This window comes from Opitutaceae bacterium (assembly GCA_015075305.1).
Classification (GTDB): domain Bacteria; phylum Verrucomicrobiota; class Verrucomicrobiia; order Opitutales; family Opitutaceae; genus UBA6669.
The window spans coordinates 271,725-293,352 of record JABTUS010000004.1; the positions used below are offsets into that span (position 1 = coordinate 271,725).

General features: G+C 60.9%; 13 protein-coding genes. 7 read left to right on the top strand and 6 right to left on the bottom strand.

Features of this window, described 5'->3' with window-relative positions:
- Positions 1–5: 5 nt before the first annotated feature.
- Genes HS122_09880 through HS122_09890 form a run of 3 tightly spaced genes read left to right on the top strand, consistent with a single transcriptional unit; the run spans position 6 to position 3,353 of the window.
- The gene (locus HS122_09880) at positions 6–1,211 is read left to right on the top strand and encodes a DUF5009 domain-containing protein (GenBank protein ID MBE7538708.1); all 1,206 of its coding nucleotides are present in this window, start codon (positions 6–8) and stop codon (positions 1,209–1,211) included.
- 13 nt (positions 1,212–1,224) lie between these two features.
- Entirely contained in the window at positions 1,225–1,770 is a 546-nt protein-coding gene (locus HS122_09885; protein ID MBE7538709.1) for a penicillin acylase family protein, read from the top strand.
- Positions 1,698–3,353, top strand: a complete 1,656-nt coding sequence (locus tag HS122_09890) for a penicillin acylase family protein (GenBank protein ID MBE7538710.1) — start codon at positions 1,698–1,700, stop codon at positions 3,351–3,353. Before HS122_09885 ends, HS122_09890 begins: the two co-directional genes overlap by 73 nt.
- 6 nt (positions 3,354–3,359) lie before the next feature.
- On the opposite strand, the gene HS122_09895 is transcribed toward HS122_09890, so the two are convergent.
- The 6 genes from HS122_09895 to HS122_09920 all read right to left on the bottom strand — a co-directional run bounded on the left by HS122_09895 (position 3,360) and on the right by HS122_09920 (position 13,769).
- Entirely contained in the window at positions 3,360–4,859 is a 1,500-nt protein-coding gene (locus tag HS122_09895) for a sulfatase (GenBank protein MBE7538711.1), read from the bottom strand.
- An 81-nt stretch (positions 4,860–4,940) separates the two neighbouring features.
- Positions 4,941–7,040 carry a sulfatase-like hydrolase/transferase gene (locus HS122_09900; protein MBE7538712.1) on the bottom strand — a complete coding sequence of 700 codons (2,100 nt, stop codon included), beginning with the start codon at positions 7,038–7,040 and terminating at the stop codon, positions 4,941–4,943.
- 55 nt (positions 7,041–7,095) lie between these two features.
- On the bottom strand, positions 7,096–8,712 hold the full coding sequence (locus HS122_09905) for a hypothetical protein (protein ID MBE7538713.1): 1,617 nt from the start codon (positions 8,710–8,712) through the stop codon (positions 7,096–7,098).
- Positions 8,713–8,764: 52 nt separating this feature from the next.
- Entirely contained in the window at positions 8,765–10,630 is a 1,866-nt protein-coding gene (locus HS122_09910) for an alpha/beta hydrolase (GenBank protein ID MBE7538714.1), read from the bottom strand.
- A gap of 63 nt (positions 10,631–10,693) precedes the next feature.
- On the bottom strand, positions 10,694–12,247 hold the full coding sequence (locus HS122_09915; GenBank protein ID MBE7538715.1) for a sulfatase: 1,554 nt from the start codon (positions 12,245–12,247) through the stop codon (positions 10,694–10,696).
- Between the two features lie 4 nt (positions 12,248–12,251).
- Positions 12,252–13,769, bottom strand: coding sequence for a sulfatase (locus HS122_09920; protein ID MBE7538716.1), 1,518 nt, complete (start codon positions 13,767–13,769; stop codon positions 12,252–12,254).
- Positions 13,770–14,242: 473 nt separating this feature from the next.
- On the opposite strand from HS122_09920, the gene HS122_09925 reads away from it, so the two are divergent.
- The 4 genes from HS122_09925 to HS122_09940 all read left to right on the top strand — a co-directional run bounded on the left by HS122_09925 (position 14,243) and on the right by HS122_09940 (position 21,625).
- On the top strand, positions 14,243–17,170 hold the full coding sequence (locus HS122_09925) for a TonB-dependent receptor (GenBank protein MBE7538717.1): 2,928 nt from the start codon (positions 14,243–14,245) through the stop codon (positions 17,168–17,170).
- A 64-nt stretch (positions 17,171–17,234) separates the two neighbouring features.
- A complete protein-coding gene (locus tag HS122_09930; GenBank protein ID MBE7538718.1) occupies positions 17,235–18,884 on the top strand; it encodes a solute:sodium symporter family transporter in 1,650 nt (549 codons plus the stop codon).
- Between the two features lie 70 nt (positions 18,885–18,954).
- Positions 18,955–19,983 (top strand): AraC family transcriptional regulator, encoded by a 1,029-nt coding sequence (locus HS122_09935; GenBank protein ID MBE7538719.1) that lies wholly within the window; start codon positions 18,955–18,957, stop codon positions 19,981–19,983.
- Positions 19,973–21,625: a sulfatase gene (locus HS122_09940; GenBank protein MBE7538720.1), complete on the top strand. Its 1,653-nt coding sequence runs from the start codon at positions 19,973–19,975 to the stop codon at positions 21,623–21,625. The genes HS122_09935 and HS122_09940 overlap by 11 nt, the downstream gene beginning before the upstream one ends.
- The last annotated feature ends 3 nt before the right edge of the window (positions 21,626–21,628 follow it).

Sequence of the window (21,628 nt, forward strand, 5' to 3'; positions counted from 1 at the left end):
TGACCATGGAAAGCACACATGCGGCCGTGCAATCGCCAGCGCAGCGTCCACCGGGGCGTCTGGTGTCGCTCGATGCATTTCGTGGAGCAATCATGATTTTTCTGCTTTCGGCGGGATTCGGTTTCCGCGAGGTGGCGCGCAAGCATCCGGATTCAGAATTCTGGCAGTTTCTCAGTTACAACACGGATCATGCAATATGGCTGGGGGGAGGTGCGTGGGACATGATCCAGCCCGCGTTCATGTTCATGGTTGGAGTGGCGATGCCTTTCAGCTACGGTAGGCGTCGCGAGGAAGGGCAGGGATTGGGACCGCAGTTTCGGCATGTGATGTGGCGCACGTTTGTTCTCCTTCTGATCGCCCTGCTGATCGTGACGAAGGCTGGCGAATCGCGGACGAACTTCATTTTCACGAACGTGCTCGCGCAGATTGCGCTCGGGTATCCGTTTCTGTTCCTCCTTTCGCGAACAAGCGAAAGGGCGCAGTGGATCACGATCGGCGTGCTTGCCGTCGGGACCTGGGCCGTTTTTGCCGCGCATCCGGCGCCCCCGGCGGATTTCGATTACGCGAGCGTCGGAGTGCGGCCTGCGATTGCGGGCGCAGTGACGCTTCCCGGATTCTTCTCGCACTGGAACATGGGGACCAATGGGGGAGCCGACTTTGACCGGTGGTTCCTGAATCTCTTTCCCCGGGACAAACCCTTTGAGTACAATCCAGGAGGCTACGTGACGCTCAATTTTGTGCCATCTCTGATCACAATGACCCTGGGACTGATGGCCGGCTCGCGACTGAGGGGAAATGCTGCGGCGGCTTCCAAACTGCGCTGGCTGCTGGCCGCCGCGCTTGCCTGCCTGCTCGCCGGACTTCTTGCCGGGGGAACCGTGTGCCCGATCGTGAAGCGCATCTGGACGCCATCCTGGGCACTGTACAGCGGCGGGATCGTGCTTCTGCTGCTTGCCGGATTCCACTATGTCATCGACATGCGCGGATGGAACCGCTGGTCGTATCCATTCGTGATTGTCGGAGTCAACGCCATAGCCGCGTATCTGATGGACATGTTCTTTCGCGAATGGGTGATGGAAAAACTGCGGTCGCACCTCGGCTTTGCAGTAAAAGGAGACTTTGCCATCATCTGGTTCCGGGTCCTCGCGCTGCTGGTCATGTGGGTGGTTTGCTGGTGGATGTACCGCAGGAAAATTTTTCTCAAAATCTGATCTCCATTCGATCATGAAAATCCCACGGATACTCCGCCCGGTCCTTGCCGTGATCGCTTCCGCCCTTGCAGCCGGAGCCGCCTCCGTCGAAATCGTTCGCGACCATTACGGCGTGCCTCACATCTTTGGAGCGACACTGGCCGACGCGCTCTACGGCCAGGGCTACTGTCACGCCCAGGACAATCTCCCACTTGTGCTGTCGGGAATTTGCGCGGCGCGCGGAGAGAGCTCGCTGAATGGTGAGGAGCGCCGGGGAAGCGCAGTGGAGTCGGATTTTTCAGTGAGGATTTTCCATCTCAGCGAAATTGCGCTGCGGAACTATGAGTCGCTCCCGTCGCAGGATCGGCGCCTGCTTGATGCCTATGCGCTCGGCGTCGAGAAGTTTCTTGCCGATCATCCCGCCAAGCGCCCGGCCTGGCTCGGAAGGATCAGTGGAGCGGACATCATTGCCGTGACGAAACTCCGTCAGATGCAGCAATCGCTTGAGTGGCGAAGGACGATTTGTCCGGCAAGGCGGCGGGGCGCCGCGAGCGTGAGCTGGCCATGGCGCTGGACCTAAACGGTGCTTCGAACATGTGGGCGCTGCGGCCGGAACGCACGAGCGACGGATCCACCCGCCTGATGTCGGATCCGCATCTTCCGTGGGATGGAGCGACAAAGTGGCATGAGTCACACCTGGTCGCGGGGGACCGCTGGATCTACGGAGCGGTTTTCCCGGGCAGCCCCGGCGTGGGAATCGGGTTTACGGCAAATGTGGCCTGGGGCTTCACCAACAATGGGGCGGATATCGCCGATGTCTTCCGCCTGAAAATCAACCCAAAGAACCGCAACCAGTACCTCTATGAAGGGGCCTGGCGCGAATTGAGAAGTGAAACGCATGTTGTTGAAGCGCGAGAAGCGGGCGGCGCTGTCCGACGCCTGGAGCGGGTGGTGCGCTACAGCCATCAGGGCCCGATCATGCAGGAGAATGGAAAAGGGAATGAGGCCTTTGCCGTGCGCCTCGCTGCATTTGACGCGCAATCGGAGACTCTTGACTGGGTTGGAAAGCTTGAAGCCGGATCGCTTGCGGAATTTGAGGCCTCGATGGATCGCTCGCATGGCTACAAGTGGAACTGCATTGCGGCCGACAATGCGGGAAACATCGGTTACTACTACATTTGCGCGGCCCGGGAACGCGATGAGTCGCTGGCATGGAATGCACCCGTGGACGGTTCCTCTGCAAAGACGGAGTGGGGCCGGCAGCTCACCTGGCGCGATCTCCCGCACATCGTCAATCCCCGCGCCGGCTATCTTGTGAACTGCAACAACAACGCGTTCACAGTCACCCGGGACGGTGAACTCAAGCCGGGTCGGTATCCGCGGAGCTACGGCAGCCAGGGCACGACGCTGGGCAGGGACACGCGTGCGTATCGCGCCATTGAACTCATTGAGGCAAGGCCGAAGCACGATGACGCGGACATCTCCGCAATCACTTTCGACGTCAAAACCCTCACCGCCGGACCTCTGGTGAAACAGATCCTCGATGCAGCCAAGACCGCGGGTTCAGGCGAAGGCGGTGAGTCCGCGAGGCGTTCGGCCGCGCTGGAATTGCTGCGAACCTGGGATGGATTTGCCACGATTGAGAATCAGGCGCTTCCCATTCTGGCGGGTTATCTGCAGGCGGCGGAGGAGAAGGAGATACCGCTCCGGCAGTTGGAGCGAAAATCACCCAGGGAAGTGATCGCGCTTCTTGACGAGGGCCTGAAGCTCCTCGGAAAACGCTGGGGCGATGGGCCGGTCACCTGGGGGCAGCTGCATGTGATTCGACGCGGGGATCTTGAAATTCCGGTCCCGGGCGCCGGCTCCGAGCGGGGCAGGGATCCTTTTTCAACGCTTTTCATGGTGGGGGCGAAGACATCCCACAATGGCCAGTACTACGCGGACAGCGGTTCGTCCTGGCTGCAGTCAATTGCGTACAAGAGTGGGGAGGTGGCCGCTGAAACGGTTCTTCCCTTCGGAAACAGCAATGATCCGGCATCGCGGCACTACAACGACCAGTCAGCGCTTTTCGCTGCGCGGAGAATGAAGACCGCTTTGCTGACGCGATCCGCTGTGGAGGCGGACGCCGAGTCGCGCTTCACGCTCGAGAGTCCGTTCGAATGATTTCGCTCATCGGATCCTGGCGTCCGGAAGCTCCTGCTTGATGCCTTCGTCGACGGGCATCTTGTCCGTCGCTTCGCTGAGACCTGTTTCCAGCATGCGGTCCCGCAGGAGCGTCCGAAGTTCGGCAATCACCGGAGCATATTTTGGATTGGCGATGAGATTGTGGCGCTCCTCGGGATCGAACTCGACGTTGTAAAGCTCGGACATGTGGCGGTCGGGTTTTCCGTCGCCGTGGGGATAGTGGATGTATTTCCAACTGTCAGTGCGCACGCCGCGCACATTCGGAGTGTAGGGAAACTGCTTCTCGTAGTTGTAATAGTAGAACCATGAGGTGCGCCAGGCTGGGTCGCCGTGTTGGATCAGACCGGCCCAAGACCTTCCCTGTACGCGGGGGAGAGGTGGGACGCCGCACAGTTCCAGCAGGCTCGGCGCGATGTCGATGGTCAGAACCTGCTGGGGAACCACCTTCGGACGGTTCGGCGGGGTGAGGCCGGGGTATCTCACAAGCAGCGGAATGCGAATGCTTGGCTCATGCATCGTGCGCTTGTCCACCATGCCATCCTCGCCATTTAGCAGCCCGTTGTCGCCCATGAAGACAATGATGGTGTTGTCGAGTTCGCCCTGCTGCTGGAGGAATGAGTAGAGCCGTCCAACGCTGTCATCGACTGAACGCAGGGTTCCCCAATAGGCGTGAGTCATAGCCTCGAAGTCCTTCACCGCTTCCGGCCGGTCATCGGGAAACTTCTTTCGCCAGTCAAAGAGGGGGCCATAGATGCCGTGCCAGGTGTACAGCCGCTCCCGAATCCAGGCCGGCTTGTCATCGAGCATGAACGCGGTTTCGGGATAGTAGACCCTCACGCCCGAGAAGGTGTTTTCATATTTGGGCTCATCGATGTAGAAGCTGTGCGCCGCCTTGTGTCCGATCATGAGGCACCAGGGCTGGTCGCCGCGGGGGCGCTTGAGCCAGTCGAGCGCGAGGTCGGTGACGATGTGGGTGTAGTAGCCCTTCTCAACTTCCCTGCGCTCTCCGTTGAAGCAGAATTCCGTGTCGTAATACTTCCCCTGGCCCTTGTGCGTCACAAACCAGTTGAAGCCGGGCCGCGGCATGTCGTTGTCCTCACCCATGTGCCACTTGCCAATATAGGCTGTGTCATAACCAGCTGATTGCAGAGCCATGGGGAAACTCTTCAGGCTGGTCGGGTACTCCGTGAAGTTGTTGGTGACACCATGTGTGTGAGCGTAGACGCCGCTCAGGATGCTTGCGCGACTGGGGGAGCAGAGCGACGTGGTGCAAAAGGCATTCTTGAAATACACGCCCTCGCGACCGATGCGATCCATGTTCGGCGTTTGCAGGTGCTTGTTTCCAGCGATGCTCATCGCATCCCATCGCTGATCGTCGGTCAGAATGAAGAGAATGTTGGGATGCCTGGCGTGCGTCATTCGAACGCCGAGAACGAGAAGCAGCAGGCAGGCGGGCAGATGGCTTAGTGTGACTCCGAGTTTCATGGGATATGTTTGTGATTGTTGAAGCGGCTGCGCGTTTCAGCCATTCCACGCCTGGTGGCATTCGGACGGACGGCTGTCCGCTTATTCCGGCGTGGCGTGGCTCAATGCGTTCGCCGGGATCGGCTGCATGCTGAATTCGGGACCGCTCCATCGAACGTCCAGCGATGGCTTGGCTCCGGTCCTCGTCCGGTAGGCGAGATGGATGGGGTGAAGGCCCGCCTTCAGCCGGATCGTCGCTGTTCGAACGGCCCCGCCCGCATAGCCAAAATCGGCGTCGATGACTGTGGCGTCGTGCAGGCGCATGACTGCGCCCGTGTCGGTGCTCAGCGTGAAGGTGTATTCACCATCCGTCGGCACCTGGATGTATCCGGTCAGGAGGAGACCCGCGTCCTTCGCGATCGATTGCCTTTCGAGTCCCAGGCTCCGCTGCACACCGGTCTTGCGGCTCTGCATGCCGTCAAAGGCCGGCACCCAGGGGAAGTTGCCCTCAAAGTAGCCTCGCGAAAGCCCCGGTTTGACGGGGGAGGCCGGCGTGGTCGCCGGCACCAGTTCGTTGTCATAGGGGCGCGACGCGGTTTTCTCCGGGCGCCGGGACTGCAGCGCGAGCGCCTTGAACTCGCGCTGGCGGGCCGCGAATGCCGGATCCATCGCGAGATTGCGGGCCTGCTTTGGATCCGTGACGACATTGTAGATCTCAAAGTCGTCATCGGCACTCTTGATGTCATAGCGTACGGCGGCGTAGTCACCGACACGGAGCACCTGCATCTGTCCGCGTTTCCTGCCGCGGTGGCCGGGCTCGAATTCGGGGAAATCCGGCGTGCGGGTTGCATTCTCGTACTCGATATAGATGCCGCTCCGATCACGGAGCCTGCCCTGACCGGTCAGCAGAGGCACGAGGGAGATGCCATCCGCGCGGGCTGGAGCAGGCAGTCCGGCAAGATCGGCAAACGTCGGGAGCCAGTCGTACGTAGCGGATGGAGTTGCGAGAACCTGGCCGGGCTTGATGCCGGACGGCCAGCGCACGATGGCGGGTGTGCGCGTGCCCCCTTCCCAGCAGTCGCGCTTGATGCCGTCGAAGGGGCCGTAGCCATCGAAGAACTGCGGGCTGTAGTCCTCGGGCAGATACGATTCGACTGAGGGGCCGTTGTCGGAGCAGAAGACGACGAGGGTGTTGTCGTCGATGCTGAGATCCTTCAGAAGCTGGAACAGGTCGCCGATGGCGGCATCGATTCGGCTCACGCAGGTTGCGTACCGGCGATAGACGTCCGGCCAGGCCTTTTCAGGTGTGGACGGGTTGTTGTCGTCATCGTAGGTGGCGGAGGCGTAGTTCGGGTCCATCCAGGAGTCGGGCACGCCCGAGGCCGTGGTGATGGCATGCCCAGGCGTGCCGAGCCACTGCACGCCTCCCTTGATGCCGCCGCCGGCTGGATAGGGCTGCGCGGGGAGTTCGAGGACCGCGTGCGGGGTGTCGTAGGCGAGATACAGGAAAAACGGCTTCGCCGGATTCGCTGCGTTCTGTTCGGTGATCCACTTCTTGGCACGTGCCGTCCACAAATCCGTGGTGTAGCATTTGTCGAGGGGAGCTGTGGCATCAGTCCGGTTCTCCCAAACAAAGATTGGCCCGCGTTCCCTGGCCTTTTCCTTGAAGTACAGCATTTCCTTTGGGTAGTGCTCGTGGCCGTCGATGTGTCGGATGTAGCCGTAGTAGTAGTCAAACCCGCGATTGAGCGGGTGCGCGGGCCAGTTGGGGGGAGGTGCGTCGTTGGCTCCCTGGAGCCCCCACTTGCCGATCGCAGCAGTCGAATAGCCAGCCGCTTGAAGCACCGTCGCAAGCGTGTGATTTTCGTCGATGGCCTCGTCGAACTGGTTGTTCCGCACGTTTGCATGGCCCTGCGTCACACCTTGGAGGAGGGATGATCGCGAGGAGACGCACACCGGCGCGGCAACGTAGTGGTGTGTGAAACGCGCGCCATCCGCCGCCATGCGATCGAGCGCGGGCGTCGTGAACCAGGGGCGGGCGCGATCGCCTGACTCTCTGCGCTGGTTCTGATTGAAAACGCCGACGTCGCCGTAGCCGAGGTCGTCAACGAGAATGAATACTATGTTCGGTTTCGGTGCGGCAAACGCGACGAAACCAGCCGCCATCGACAGGGCGGCAGTGAGCACGGGTTTCAGATTCATGGCATGGGAATGGAAGACTGAGCGGCTGGTCACTGCAATTTCGTTTGCGGGAATTTCAGCGCGCCTGGCGAAGCAGCAGCGCGGCGTCCGCCGAGGCAAGCGTTACGGATTCAACTGGCTGGCGGGTGATGGCGTCCACATAGCCTTGCGGGACTCTCACTGCAGGCGCGGTGGCCGAGGAGGGGTTGACGATGACGAGGCCGTGTTCGAATTCCCGCGAGTAGCAGGGGGAATCGGCGAGCTTCAGCGCGGTGATGTTGTTGGGCTGGATGGGATCTCCGATCGGAGCGAAGAGCATTGCGGGCCATGCAATCGCTCCCCGGTCCGTTTCAAGCAGGGGCAGCCCAAAGGAGGTTGAACGTGCAGCGGTGACTGTGAGCAGGTAGGAGCCGTAGGAAAAACGCAGCAACTGCTCGTAGTCCGGCTGCGCGGCGTTCAGGAATGCGGCGAGATATCCGGCCGGACCGGCCATGCAGATGCCGCTGAGTCCCGAGCTCGCTGCATCGGCGTGATTGATAAGATTCGTCTCCCACTTCTCCCCGGTGATCGGAACAAAGGCGGCTTTGACAGCGATGCCATTGGATTTGGCCCGTTTGGCTTCAACGCGGATGTAGGAGTCCTCAAAGCAATAGCCGTCGAGCAGATCATGCTGAGTGGCGTTGTTGAACAGCGTCTTGACGCCGATGGCATAGGTGCCGCTCGCCGAGTTTGCATAGAGCACGGGCTGTCTGCCGGTCGAGGCGAGCACGATCCTCCGGATGTTGCGCACATACGTTCCGATAGCAGCGAGGTACGATTCAATGCTGTAGACTCGTTTCGTCCCGAAGTCCCAGAAATACGCGACTGGCCGTCCAAGCGCGTCGCAGAGATTGTACGGGCGGGGCTGAAAGGTGTCGAACCAGGCTCCGTCGTAGCCCGCCTTCATCATGCGAATGACGAGATCCGCCTTGAATTGCGCGGCGGACAACTGCCCGGGATTCACCGCATAACGCAGGTAGTCGGGCCCGTCCGGCCAGCTGTTGGTGTGCCGGGCGTGGTCAAGCTGCTTCCGATTGCCAAGATAAACGGGGGTGAGCACCGGAACACCCTTTTGATGCGGCATCGCCTTGGTTCCCGCGAAACCTCTTTCGACGGTGATTCGGCGCGATGATGCGTCCACGGCGGTCACTTTCACGAATTCGTCGTCGAGCCGGATCCAGAAGCAGAACCTTGTCGGATCCTTTGCATCGGAGACACTGGCGGTGGACGCCTTGATCGCGAGTTCCCTGCCGAGCAGATTGTCGACCAAAAATTCGGTTGCGCTTTCATCGATGGCCGTCGCGAGATTCGCCACGGGCGTCATGGCTATGCCGTCACGATGGTGCCGTTCGAGGCGGGGAACATCGTCTCCGTTGGTCGTGAAGCCTCCCATGTAGACAATCACGGGCGGTGTTGTCATGCCTGCGTCATTGCGGGCCTTGAGTGTCGCCCGCAGGTTGGGTGAATCAGTCGAGTAGAGCAGGCGGGTGGCCGCTGCCGCGTCGGCGAGTCGCGTGAGTTCGGGATTGGATGGAGAAGTGCTCGCGGGCACGCCCTGGACGATGCCGCTCAAGGCGTAGGTTGGTGCGGTTGCCGCTCCGGCCATGCTGCTGGCGAGGATGAAGGCGGCGGAGAAAAGCGGGGAGGTCTTCATGGCATGCTGGAGTTTGAACTGCGCGGACGTCATTCCGGTGACTTTGCTTCAGCTACTTCCTGAGATGCCCATTGAGCCACGTGAGAAGTGCATTCTTGTAAGGGAGGCCGAGCTTGTCCCAGGACGCCATGCCGTGTCCGCCGTCGGGGATGGTGATCAGATCACAGGAGTCGCCGGCCTCGCGGAGTGCGGCCTGAAACTTGACCGATTGATCGTAGGCGACGAGTTTGTCGGCCGTACCGTGGATGAGAAGGAAGGGAGGCAGGCCGGCGCGGACATGAAGCAGGGGTGAGGCTTCGCCAAGGAGCGCCCGCGACTCGGGGTTCATCTTGGTGATTCCAAAATAGGAGGCGATGGCGGCGGCCACCGCCTGGGTCTCGTCCATCAGAAGGTTTGTCGGTGCGTAAAAGGGCACAACGGCGGCGACCTCGCAGCCTGGAGTTCGACGGGTCGCCACCAGAGCGACCAAATGGCCGCCTGCGGACTCGCCGATCAATGCGACTCGACCGGCATCCAGGCGATATTCGCCCGCGTGTTCCTTCACCCAGCGAATGGCCGTTTCCAGATCCTCGACGCTTCCCGGGTAGCGATGCTCCGGGGCGAGGCGATAGTTGATGGACACCCAGGCATAGCCCGCACTTGCGAGCGGTTCGAACAGCGGTGCCACGAGCCGTGCCTTGTCGCCCTTGCTCCAACCTCCGCCGTGCACGAGGAGCGCGACGGGGAACGGGCCGGCACCGGCGGGCACGGCGATGTCGCACTTCAGCGTGACGCCCGCCGCGCTGCCGTAAGTGACATCAGTCTGGCGGATCGCCGGGGACGCGGAGGGGAGCGGGCCCTTGACATGACTGATGAGGAATTTCCTGAGGGCGTCGGTGGTGTCTCCCGAGTATTTCGGCTCAGCCTGGACAAGCAGCAAGGTCGCGGAAACGCCCTCTTCGGCGCACCGTTTCGCGATCGCCCGGGAATGGTCGGGATGGTGGACGTAGTGCTGACGATCATTGGCGGGGCCGTCGGGCATGCTGTTGATGAGGAGAACAGGAGGATCGTCCGGTGTGATGAGCCCGAGCATGTCGACGTCGGCCAGAACCGCCTTTCCGGCCGCGGACTTCAGCTCCGCCTCCGACTTGAAGTGGTAGAAGTCGGTTGTCTCAGTCCGGGGAATCCATTCGCCCCTGGGCTTGCCAAGAAACTCCTCCCATTTTGTGACGTCATAAGTGGCCTGTGTGTTGTTTGCGCCGGCAGCGATGATGCGGGAGGATTCGCGCAGCACGGGATCGGGATTCTTCGGATCGGCGAGATCGGGATGAAAGGCGAGCCAGAGGGAGGTGCCGGCGCCGGCGGATCCGCCGAAGGACGCTATGCGGGCGGGATCCACGTTGTATTTGCCGGCGTTTGCCCGGATGAATTGAATGGACCGCGCGCAGTCGCGCAGGATGTCCTGAATGGGCGCGCTGGCCCGGAAGCGATAGTTGATCGCCATGAAGGAGACGCCGGCATCCAGGCAGGCCTGAATGATCGCGGGGTTGGCGCCGTCCTTGCTGCCATTGACGAATCCGCCCCCATGGATGAACACGACAAGAGGCGTGGGCTGACCCGACTTGGCTGCCCAGAAGTCAAACACGTTTCGCTCGTAGGGCCCGTAGGCGACATTCCTGTAGGTGGGCGCGGGTTTCTTCGAGGAAACGGTCTCATTGTCCTTGGCCGCCCCTTCACTGTTGGAGGCCTTCGTGCGCCTGGCGCGGAGCACACGGCGATACGCGGAGGCCTCCTCCACCGTGAGACGGCCATCCTTGTTGGCATCCGCGTCGGGGTATCGTTTGAGGAGCTGGGCCAGTTGGTCGTCAGACTGCGCCAGTGCGGCAGTCGAAAAGGCGACGATTGAGAATCCGAAAAGGACTCGACGGAGGTGATTCATGTTCATGTGGGACTGATGTGAAAAGTTGTTTTGAAAAGCGCGCGAAGGGATGCCGCCGCCAAGCTAGTTTCCAGGCGCCCGCGGCGGTTTCACCAATGCGCCTGAGTCGACGCGTCGATAGACGCCGTCAAGAGGCGCCCCGCTTTCCTTCAAGGCTTCGAGGAGTTCAAGCTTTGTGGATGCGAGTGCACCTTCTCCAGCGAGATTGGTGAACTCACCCGGATCGGCGTTCAGGTCGTAGAGTTCTTCAAATCCGTCAAAGTAGCGGATGTAGTGCCACCGTTCGTTCGTGACGGAATGCCCGCTCTGCAGGCCCATCGACTGCGTGGTGATGGCGGGCGTGCGGCGTGGCTGGGTCGGATTCATGAGTTGTGGATCGAGGCTTGTTCCCTCGCACTGGTCCGGGATCGGAAGGCCGGCGAGTTCGCAGAGTGTCGGATAGAGGTCGATGAGACTGGCGGGCGCGGGGACGCTGGCTCCATGGTTCCTTCCGTCAGGCAGTGCAATGATGAGCGGCACATGCGTCGAACGGTTCCAGAGGGTGAATTTTTCCCAGTTCTGCTTCTCTCCAAGATGCATGCCGTGGTCGCCCCAGAGGACGATGATGGTGCTGTCCGCCAGCGGACTCGTGCTCAATCCGTCGAGGAGGCGCCCGATTTGTGCGTCGGCGAAGGTGATGCTCGCCTGATATCCCTGGATAAGGCGCTCCCACATCTGAAACTTTTCCTCGTTGGCGAGCACCCACTGGTGCCATGAAACGCGGTTGTGGCCATGGGTGTCGGCGAGATCGTCCTCTCGAACCTCGGGGCGCTGAACGTCACCGAGAGGATAGAGGTCAAAGTAGGCCTGTGGCACCTCCCACGGAATGTGCGGGCGGAAGAGGCCGACGGCCAGGAAGAGCGGCTTGTCCTGGGGCGATGCGAGTTGCTTGAGGGCCCAGTCGACGACCTGATAGTCGGACATCCTTTCATCGGGCACTTTCAATGGATGAGCGCCAAAAACCTGTCCCCGTCGGCCGGTGTCGCCGCCAATGGGCCGCTTGCCGATGATGCCGGCTTCTCTGTCGTCGACCAGGTCGGCCGGGCGCGGTTGAAAAGGAATCTGATCGCTGGCGCTCGGGAAGTAGTCATCCCAGTCGCCTGGCTCGTTTTCGCTTCCGTCCACCCATTGCAGGCCGTGGAATATTTTTCCGGTGCCGATGGCGCGGTAGCCGTGGTTGCGAAAGTGCTGGGATAGGACGACTGCATTTTCGAGGGCGCCTGTTCCGCTGTCAGGACCCGCCCGCCAGCTCGGCGTTGTCCTCCCATAGACATTGTGGTCGATGCCGGAAGTCGATGGACGCACGCCCGTCATGACTGCGACGCGCGAGGGATGACAGGACGGGGATGCGCAGTGGGCGTTGGTGAAGGTGATGCCCCTGGCCCGCAATCGGTCGAGGTTTGGAGTCCGGACTTGCGGCCGTCCACCGACGGCCCAGTCATTCATGTCGTCAACGGCTATGAAAAGAATGTTGGGTCTCCTGGCGGAGAGCGCGGCTGCTTGGTTTGACCCGGCGGGGGAGGCCCCGAGCAGCGAAAGCGGAAGCAGCGCCGCAAGAAGCGGAGGTATGGCGCGCATGGAACTATCTTGTCGTCTCGGAGCGCTGTTTTCGGCGCTCGGCACGGCGCTCCAGCACAGGCTGCCCGTTCATGGGAGGCTTGTCGGTTTTTGGAAGCCATCCGGCCAGGCTGGTTTTCACCGAGGCATGTTTGGGGTCACCGGCGAGATTGTTCCATTCATGGGGATCTGCGTTTTCATCGTAGAGCTCCTCATCACCATTCGCGTACCGAATGTAGCGCCAATTTTCGGTTCGTATGGCGTGATTCTTGTAGCCGTAGGTTGTGAGCGCCGGATGGTTCCATTCCCGGGACGGATCCTTGAGCAGGGGTTGAATGCTGACGCCTTCCAGGTACGCGGGCTTGGGCAGTCCGGCGAGATCGCAAAGGGTGGGGAAAAAACTCAGGAAATCGACCGTGCGCTCGCAGTTGACTCCGGCGGGCGCCACCTGCGGTGCAACCCAGATCAGCGGAGCGCGTGCGGCCTCCTCCCACACCGTGGACTTGCCGAACCGTTCCTTTTCACCGACGTGCCAGCCATGGTCGCCGAGGAAAACGACGACGGTGTTGCCTGAGTTGGGTCCCTTGTCCAGCGCATCGATCACGATGCCCAGTTGAGCGTCCATGTAGGCAATCGATGCGAGGTAGGCCTGCACCACCTGCTTCCAGGCATTTTCGCCGCCCTGCTTCATCACCAGTTCCCATCGTGAATTGTGGGCGAAACGCATTGCGGCGGGAGGAAGGTCCTTCGTGTCGTCAGCGATGTGAGGGGGAAGCTGGATCGTCTCCAGCGGAAACAGGTCGAAATACTTTTTCGGAACGATCCAGGGCAGGTGCGGCTTGTGAAAGCCCACGGACAGAAAGAACGGCCGATCGTGCCTTCTTGCCAGTTGAGCGGCTCCCCATTCGGCGATTTTGTAGTCCTCAGTTTCGCTGTCCGGAATGGATGGCTGCCCGATCTCGAATTCGCCGATGCGCCTGTTTCCAGGAAGCACGTCGGTCTCCATGGCGGCCTTGCCGCTTGTTGGCCGCCGATTGCGCCCGCGCCGCCCGTCTCCGTCGTCGCCGTCATCGTCGTCGCCGAGCTGGCGTCCGAAGCCCACCACGTATTCGTCCCAGTGTGTGCCCTCCGTGTGTGCGCCCGGCCCGCCCTTGTGGTAGAGCTTGCCGACGCCGAGTGTCTCGTAGCCGTTGCTCCGCAGGTAGCCATTGATGCATTCGGCCTCGTTGATGTAGTTGGACCAGGGCATGTAGGCGTTTCCATAAACGCCTATCGTCGCCGTGCGCCTGCCGGACATGAAAGCCGAGCGCGAGGCATTGCACACGGATGAAGCGCAGTAGGCGTGCGTGAAATTCACGCCGCGTTTCGCCAGACGGTCGATGTTGGGCGTCTGAGTCTGCGGGTTTCTATGAAGGGTCCCGACCCAATGGTTCAAGTCATCAGAGACGATGAAGAGAATGTTGGGCTTGCTGGACGCCGCCGCCGCCAGTGCGGCGGAAATAATGAGGAAGGACAGGCAGCCGGAGATCTGGCGCGAGGTCATGGGAAAAGCGGAGGGGGCAGAGCGATCGGGAACGTGGGCTGGGAGACGGTAACGCTGCGAGCTGTCTGGCAACATGGACAAAGCCGGACAATGGCTGGATTTTGTGCACATCCAGCCGTGGTCACTTCGCATAGACGCCGCACGCCCGGTCTGGTTACCGATGGTGGCTTGAATTCCTGATCGCTGCGGAAATCACGGCTCACCACATGCAAGTGTGACAGCGGATGATTTTGGTGCTGCCGGACCACATTGAGGCCGCAGCTCGTGGAAAAGTCCAGTTTCCCGACCGGTTTGTCCATGGTTCGATGATGCCCTATCCCATAGCCTTCATCTCCGGTGCGCACGTTCAGACGTGCGATCAAAGTGCGCGCCGACCGACGACAGATTGAAATTTCACCATGAACCCACGGATCATCGCATCTCGAATAATGCGTTGATCATCCCCGCTTGCTGCGTTAAACAGTCAGTCCACCATGAACCCAAAGATACCCAATATCCCCAGTGCAGGCCGTCGTTGCTTGTTTGCCCTGCTCGCGTTGCTTGCAACCGGCCAGCTGTCGGCGCAAGTCCCGGTTCCGGCGGGAACGAATGGTTCCGAGCTGGATCGCAAACCGCCCCCCGTTGTCACATCCGACGCCGTGGATGATGACGTGGTCGAGCTCTCGCCCTTCACGGTGACGAGTGCGGGTGACCGCGGCTACCAGGTCCAGAGCTCCCTCGGCGGCAGTCGTGTCAGGGCGAGCCTGAAGGACATTGCGTCGCCGACGACCGCGTTCACCTCGCAGTTTTTCGAGGACACCGCTATCACCAATGTGGATGACCTGATGCAGTACATGCTGAGCACGGAGTATGACTACGGCGAGGATTCGGGAGGACAGAACCGCTTGAACAGCCTGAACCGGAGCACGCGCATGCGCGGGCTCAAGGGCGGCTCCTACTCGGTGAATTTTTTCCGATCGGATGTGCGGTTCGACACTTTCAGCATAGATCGCGTTGACCAGGCGCGCGGCCCCAATTCTGTCCTTTTTGGAGTGGGTGAGCCGGGAGGCATCACGAATGTCTCGACCAAGCGCGCGATGCTGAACGGTCGAAAAGGCTATGTTTCGCTCCAGGGGAAATCGCACGACGGACTTCGGGCGGAGATCGACTTCAACGAGGCGGTGATCGAAGGCAAACTCGCGTTTCGCGTGGCCGCGATGGACACCCGCGCCGACACCTGGAGGAACTTTGAGTTCAATGATGAGACCCGGTACTACGCGACGGGCAAGTGGCGGATCACTCCGAAGGCGGAGGTGAATCTGGAGTTTGAAAAGGGAGACATCAGCAAGCAGACGAAGCGCACGGTCATTGGCTACGACGCCTACACGAACTGGGTCGCGGCGGGGCGCAACCTCGGGACCGCGGCCAATGCGGCCCAGCAGATCCAGCGCATCGTCGCGGCGAATCGCGCATGGATTTCCTATGACACCGCGGCTGGCAGCATTGAGAACTGGGTCACGCGGTTTTCATCGCAGCTTCGCCAGTCCGTCGACGGAGAACCCCTTCCGATCACCGATTTTGGAGTGCTTCCGAAGGAAACGACGTTCACCGGGCCCGGCTACGACCAGAACACGTCCTATGTTCGTTCCTCCGCGTTCCTGACCTACGCGATCACAAGGGACTGGAGCGTTGAACTCGCCGCGATGCGCCTCGACAGGCACAATATCATTTTTGACGCGCAGGGTGCGCCGAACCACTACCTGAAGGTGGATGTGAATCCGCTGCTTCCCAGCGGGAAACCGAACCCGAACGCAGGAAAAACCTACCTTGAGTCCGTAACGCAGTTCAACGACGTCGACAATCGCAACGACTCCCTCCGTTTGCAGACCAGCTACCGCCTGGACCTGGGACGGTTTGGCAAGCACACGCTTGCCGGCGTGCATGAACGCACCTGGGGAACGGATACGCAGAATATTGCACGTGAGTTCGTCGTGTCCGCCAACGCCCCCTTCAAGACTAGACCGGAGGATGCGCGAAACTCCTTTTACCGCCGCACCTATGTCGACATCTCCGGTCCCTCCGACAAAGTCGTGATGAGCGATTTCTGGCAGTATCCGGTCAACAACCTCAACGGCTACACAACAGCGTTCCTGCCGTTCAATCAGAACAGCCAGTTGAACCGCAACGAGGGTTCGACCACGATTGGGATGATCCAGAGCTCCTTCTGGAAGGATCGAATCAAGACAGTTGTGGGAGGCAGCTACGATCAGCGGCGCGATTTTCTTGGCGGACAGGTGCGGGCTCCGCTTCAGAATTTCACTGAAGGAGTGATTGCGCCCGTTCGCAGCCACACTCCGTTCAAGTCGCATGCCAACAGCATTTCGTTCAGCGGAGTTTTTCAGGCCACCGACTGGCTGGGCCTCACCTACAGCCAGGCGGAGAACAGCGCGCTGCCGAACTTTACGGGACGCCTTCGCTCGCCCGACGGCACGGATCCGTACGCCAGGCCGCCCACGCCGCGCGGAAAGTCGAAGGACTATGGCATCAAGCTCGATCTCTTCGATCACAGGCTGTTTCTCACCGTCCTGCGTTTCGACACCTCGGACGTGAACGACTTCGACTTTTCTCCGACACTCACATCCCAGATCAATCCGATCTGGACGACGCTGGAGACCGCCGGCGTGCCAGTCCCCGCGGGCTACACGTATGAGCAGATTATCAGCAGTGTTGGCGGCACTCCCACGATCCTCGATACCTCGACGGGTGCGACGTTCTCCGGAAAATCCCAGGGCTATGAAGTTGAATTGACAGCCAATCCCACCCCCAACTGGCGCATCTTTGCGAACTACAGCCATGAGACGACCGTGAAGACGAACATTGGTCCGGAGCTGCGCGCCTATGTTGCCTTGTGGCGGCCGCTCTGGCTGCAGAACGGATCTTTGCCGCTTTCAAGCGGACTCGGCACGGTGGCGAGTCAGGTGACCGCGGTCGACAACGGGCTTCTGGCAAATTACATTCTTGCGGACGGCAAGGAGCCCTACGGTCAGATGAAGGACAAGATGACCGCCCGGACGACCTATGATTTTGCGCAGGGTCCGCTCAAGGGCTATTCGATCGGCGGGGGAGTGCGTTATCAATCGGCCCCCGTCGTGGGCTTTTTTTCAACCCAGGATTCCACCGGCAATCGCGTGAACCAGGTCTACAAGGGCGCTGAGCAGATTTTTGTGGATCTGAATGCCGGGTACCGTCGCAAGATCAATCTCGGAGGGCGATCGATCCTGTGGAGCCTTCAGTTGAACGTGAACAATGTGTTCAACAATGACGCCTATCAACGCCTGCGGGTGTCAGTGGCGAATGAGGTGCTGCTCTACCGGTTCAATCCGCCGATCGAATGGATCCTGACGAGCAAGTTTGCATTCTGAGGAGTTGTTGGTCCCGCGCTGACGCACGATCCGCCGCAGGCACCCGTCTCGCTATTCGTCATTCATGCACCTGCCGCTTGCCCTAGCCTCCTTCCTCCTTGTGACGGCGGCGGTGGCGCTCGTTTCCTGGTGGCGAACGCGTGGTCTCGACAACAAGGAGGCAAAGACCTACTTCCTTGCGGGCAGGCGCCTCCCGTGGATCCAGGTCGCCGGTGCTCTGCTGCTCACGAATCTTTCCACCGAGCAGTTGATCGGCCTGAATGGCGCCGCGTCCATCCATGGCGCCGTCGTGATGGCCTGGGAGGTTGTGCCGGTCTTTGCCTTGATCGCCATGGCGTGGTATTTCCTGCCGCAATACTGGTCGGGCAACATCACGACGGTCCCGCAGTTCCTCGAGCAGCGCTTCGACGCGACTGCGCGGCGCGTCATGGGTATCGTCTTCATCATGGCGATCGTCCTGAACATCCTGCCGTTTGTGCTCTTTTCGGGCGGACTGGCGATGAGCACGATCTTCCATGTTCATGAACACCTCGGCATATCCCAGGAGGCGTCATTCAAGGTGATGGCCTGGGCGATCGGAATCATCGGTACGTGTTATGTGGTGTTCGGCGGAATGAAGGCGGTGGCGCTTTCCGACACGCTGTATGGCGCAGGACTGCTTGTGTGCGGCCTGCTCATTCCGATCCTCGCCGTCTACAAGCTCGGCGACGGTCAATTTCTCGACGGACTCCAGCGTGTGATCGAGCACCAGCCTGCGAAAATCAACCCGGTCGGAGGGCCGAAGTCGAACGTGCCCTTCTCGACACTCTTCACGGGCATGCTCTTCATCAACCTGTTCTACTGGTGCACCAACCAGATGATCGTGCAGCGGTCGTTTGGTGCGAAGAGTTTTGCCGAGGCGCAGAAGGGGATTCTTGCCACGGCGGCGCTGAAGCTTGTCGGCCCGTTCTTTCTCGTGTTTCCGGGAGTCATCGCGCTCGAAATGTTCGGACCCGAACGGATCGGCAATGGCGACCTCGCCTACGCCCTGCTCGTTGATGCGGTGCTTCCGCCCTACCTGATCGGAATTTTTGCGGCGGTTTTCCTGGGTTCGGTCATCAGCGCCTTCAACGGGGGGCTGCACAGCATCTCCACGATGTTCAGCGTCGACCTTTACCGGAGCTGGCTGAAGCCGGGCGCCTCGGATGCAGAGATGGTGAGGGCGGGAAAGATTTTCTCTGTCGTCATGGTTCTGCTCGCCATCCTGACGAGCGGGCTGCTCGGGGGTTCGTCGGAGGGGATCTTCACGATGATGAAGCAGGTGATGGCGGCCTTCAAGCTGCCGCTGCTGGCGGTCGTGGTGATGGGGATGTTGAGTCACAAGGTGCCCGCCTGGGCGGCCAATGCGTCGATGATTCTCGGGGTCCTCACCTCGACCCTGCTCAACTGCCTCTGGGGCGATGGATTTCTCGGATTCCGCTTCAACGTCTCGGACATCCACATCCACTGGCTGCATCTCGCGGCGCTGAACACGGTGCTTCTCTGCCTGTTCATGGCGGTGATCGGGGCGGTTGCACCGGCCGCGCCCCGCGTGCCGAACTCCGAGCGGCGCGGCGCGTCAGATTCCGCGGGCGCGATGGATATGACGCCATGGAGCGGAGTCAGGGTCGCGTCTGTTGGCGTTGCCGCGGCCGCCATCCTGCTCTACTACGCATTCTGGCGCCTCTCACGCTAGGCCCGGATTGTTCGAGATGAAATTCGCCGGCAGAAAAAAATCCAGGAGCAATGACCCGGACCGGGAGATCATGTCGCTTCAAATGTACATGCCGGACGAGAATACGCGTGTCTTCAACTTCAACGGGCGCAAGCTCGTCTCGATTCTTGGACGCGATTCGTTTCCCGGGGAGCGGTTCCTGAAGCTGGAAACCAAGGCGATCGAGTATGCGAGCCGCCAGCCCCTGACATCGGCGCTGCTGCCATGCCGGCTCGGCTACTATCCCAACGCGCGAGGGCAGAAGGTTTCCCGGCCGGATGGAGACTGGGCCTTCACGCTCCTGTACTGCCTCGATGGGGCGGGTGATTTGCAGCTCAGGGACGCAAGGTATCGCCTGACGCGCGGCATGATCGCCCTGCTGCGTCCGTTCGAGTTTCATTCCTACGAGGCGGACGCGACCAACCCGTGGTCGTACTATTGGATTCATTTCAACGGCAGCATGGCCCAGCAGTACTATGACCTGCTCTGCGCCAGCGGCAGGCGCTGCTGCCTGAGCCTCGAGCCCGGAGTCAGCTTCGTCCAGACATTCGAGAAGATTCTCGGCATCCTCCACGGCGGCCAGGCGTACAAGGACCTGGTGCAGGCTTCGTGCGCGCTGCATCACCTCCTCGGCGACATCCATGGCCTTGTCAGCCACAGGAACTGTGAACAGGAAACCGTTGAAACCCGGGTTGGAAGGACGATTGAGGTCATGCGCAACAATCTCGGGATGCAGGTCAGCATTCAGGAGCTGGCTGCGGTTGCCAGGATGTCGCATGCGTACTACGCGATGCAGTTCCGGCGTCAGACCGGCGAAAGCCCGCGCAGCTTCATCAACAGGCTGAAGGTTGAGAAAGCCTGCGAGTACCTTCGCACAAGCAACGCGAAGATCGAAACGATCGCCCATCTTCTCGGATGTGACGATCCCTTTTACTTCTGCCGCCTCTTCAAGCGGCGGACCGGAACAACTCCCTCGGCCTATCGCCAGAATTCCGGGAAGAGTCCGACACTGGCGCTTCCTGACAGAAACGATCAGCGGGCGTCCGCTCAGAACGTTTCCCAGTCCCGCCATGCGCGCTAGTCCCTGGTTCCTGTCCCGGCCCGCATTTTCCCGATGTGCGCTGCTTGTCTGGGCCTTGTGCCGCGTGCTGACACCGGACGCTTCGGCAGCCCGGCCCAATGTCCTTTTCATCGCGGTGGATGATCTTCGCCCCGAGCTGAGGTGCTATGGCGCTGAGTATGTCAAATCTCCGAACATTGATCGCCTTGCCGCCCGGGGAATACTGTTCGAGCGGGCGTACTGCCAGTACGCCATCTGCGGACCCAGCCGCGCGAGTCTGCTCACGGGATTGCGGCCGGACACGCTGAAGATCGAGGATATCGACACCTATTTCCGCAATACGGTGCCCGATGTCGTGACGCTGCCGCAGCACTTCAAGGCCAATGGCTACACTGCCGTCTATTACGGCAAGGTCTTTCATGCGCGTCAGGAGGATCAGGCCAGGTCCTGGAATCAACGACCGGCGGGCACCGAGCCGGTCCACGATGCCGGCGGCGAGTACCAGCTTCCCGAAAATCGTGCACTGGTCCGGGAGCGACGCGAGGCGGCGTTGAAGCAGTTTGGATCGACCGGCATCGACGGGCTCGCCTCAGGTCCGGCATGGGAGGCTGCTGATCGTCCCGACAGCGATTATGGCGACGGACGAACCACGGACGCCGCCCTGCTGGCCATGAAGAAGCTGAGCGACGCCGGCAAACCCTTCTTTCTGGCCGTGGGCTACCGCAAGCCCCATCTGCCCTTCATTGCGCCAAAGCGGTATTTTGACCTATACGACGCGGCGCGCATGCCGCTCGCATCCCCCGCGCACCCGCCGGAGGGGGCGCCCGGGGTGGCATTGCATCAGTCATTCGAGCTCCGAACACGGTCGAACATTCCAAGCAACGGGCCAATCAGCGACGAACTTGCACGCGAGCTCCGCCGGGCCTATGCCGCCTGCACGAGCTTTGTGGACGCCCAGGTCGGACGGCTGCTTTCCCGGCTTGATGAACTTGGCCTGGCTGGAAACACGATCATCGTCTTCTGGGGCGATCATGGGTGGCATCTCGGTGAGCAGGGCATGTGGGGCAAGGCGACGGACTATGAAGCCGCCACACGCGCGCCCCTGATCGTTGCCGCACCCGGTGCAGAGGGAAACGGGCGGAAGAGCCCGGCACTCGTCGAGTTCGTTGACGTGTATCCGACACTCTGCGAACTGGCCGGGCTCCCGATTCCCGCCTCCCTCGAGGGCACCAGTTTTGCTCCCCTGCTGAATGCACCGGCACGGTCCTGGAAGAAGGCTGCCTTCAGCCAGTTTCCTGCTCCGGCGCTTCGCGAGTGGGCGGCGCGACCGCTTTCGACGGGAATGCGCAGGACATTTTTTGGTCCGCTGATCTCAGCGGTCGAGACGCAATTGAGGCATGAATATGGTGCGCGCCATGACCAGGCGGCGTTTGACCATGACGTGATGGGATACACGATGCGTACGGATCGTTATCGTTTCACGGTGTGGGTGGACCGGCGTCAGCCGACCGGGGAGCCTTACTCGATTGAGCTTTACGACCATCGGGTCGATCCCGGTGAAACGAGGAATATCACCGCCGCCCCGGAGAATGCCGCTCTGGCAGCCGACCTTCGGGCGCAATGGCTGCAAGGCTGGCGGATGGCGGGTCCGGAAAGGCCTTGAATT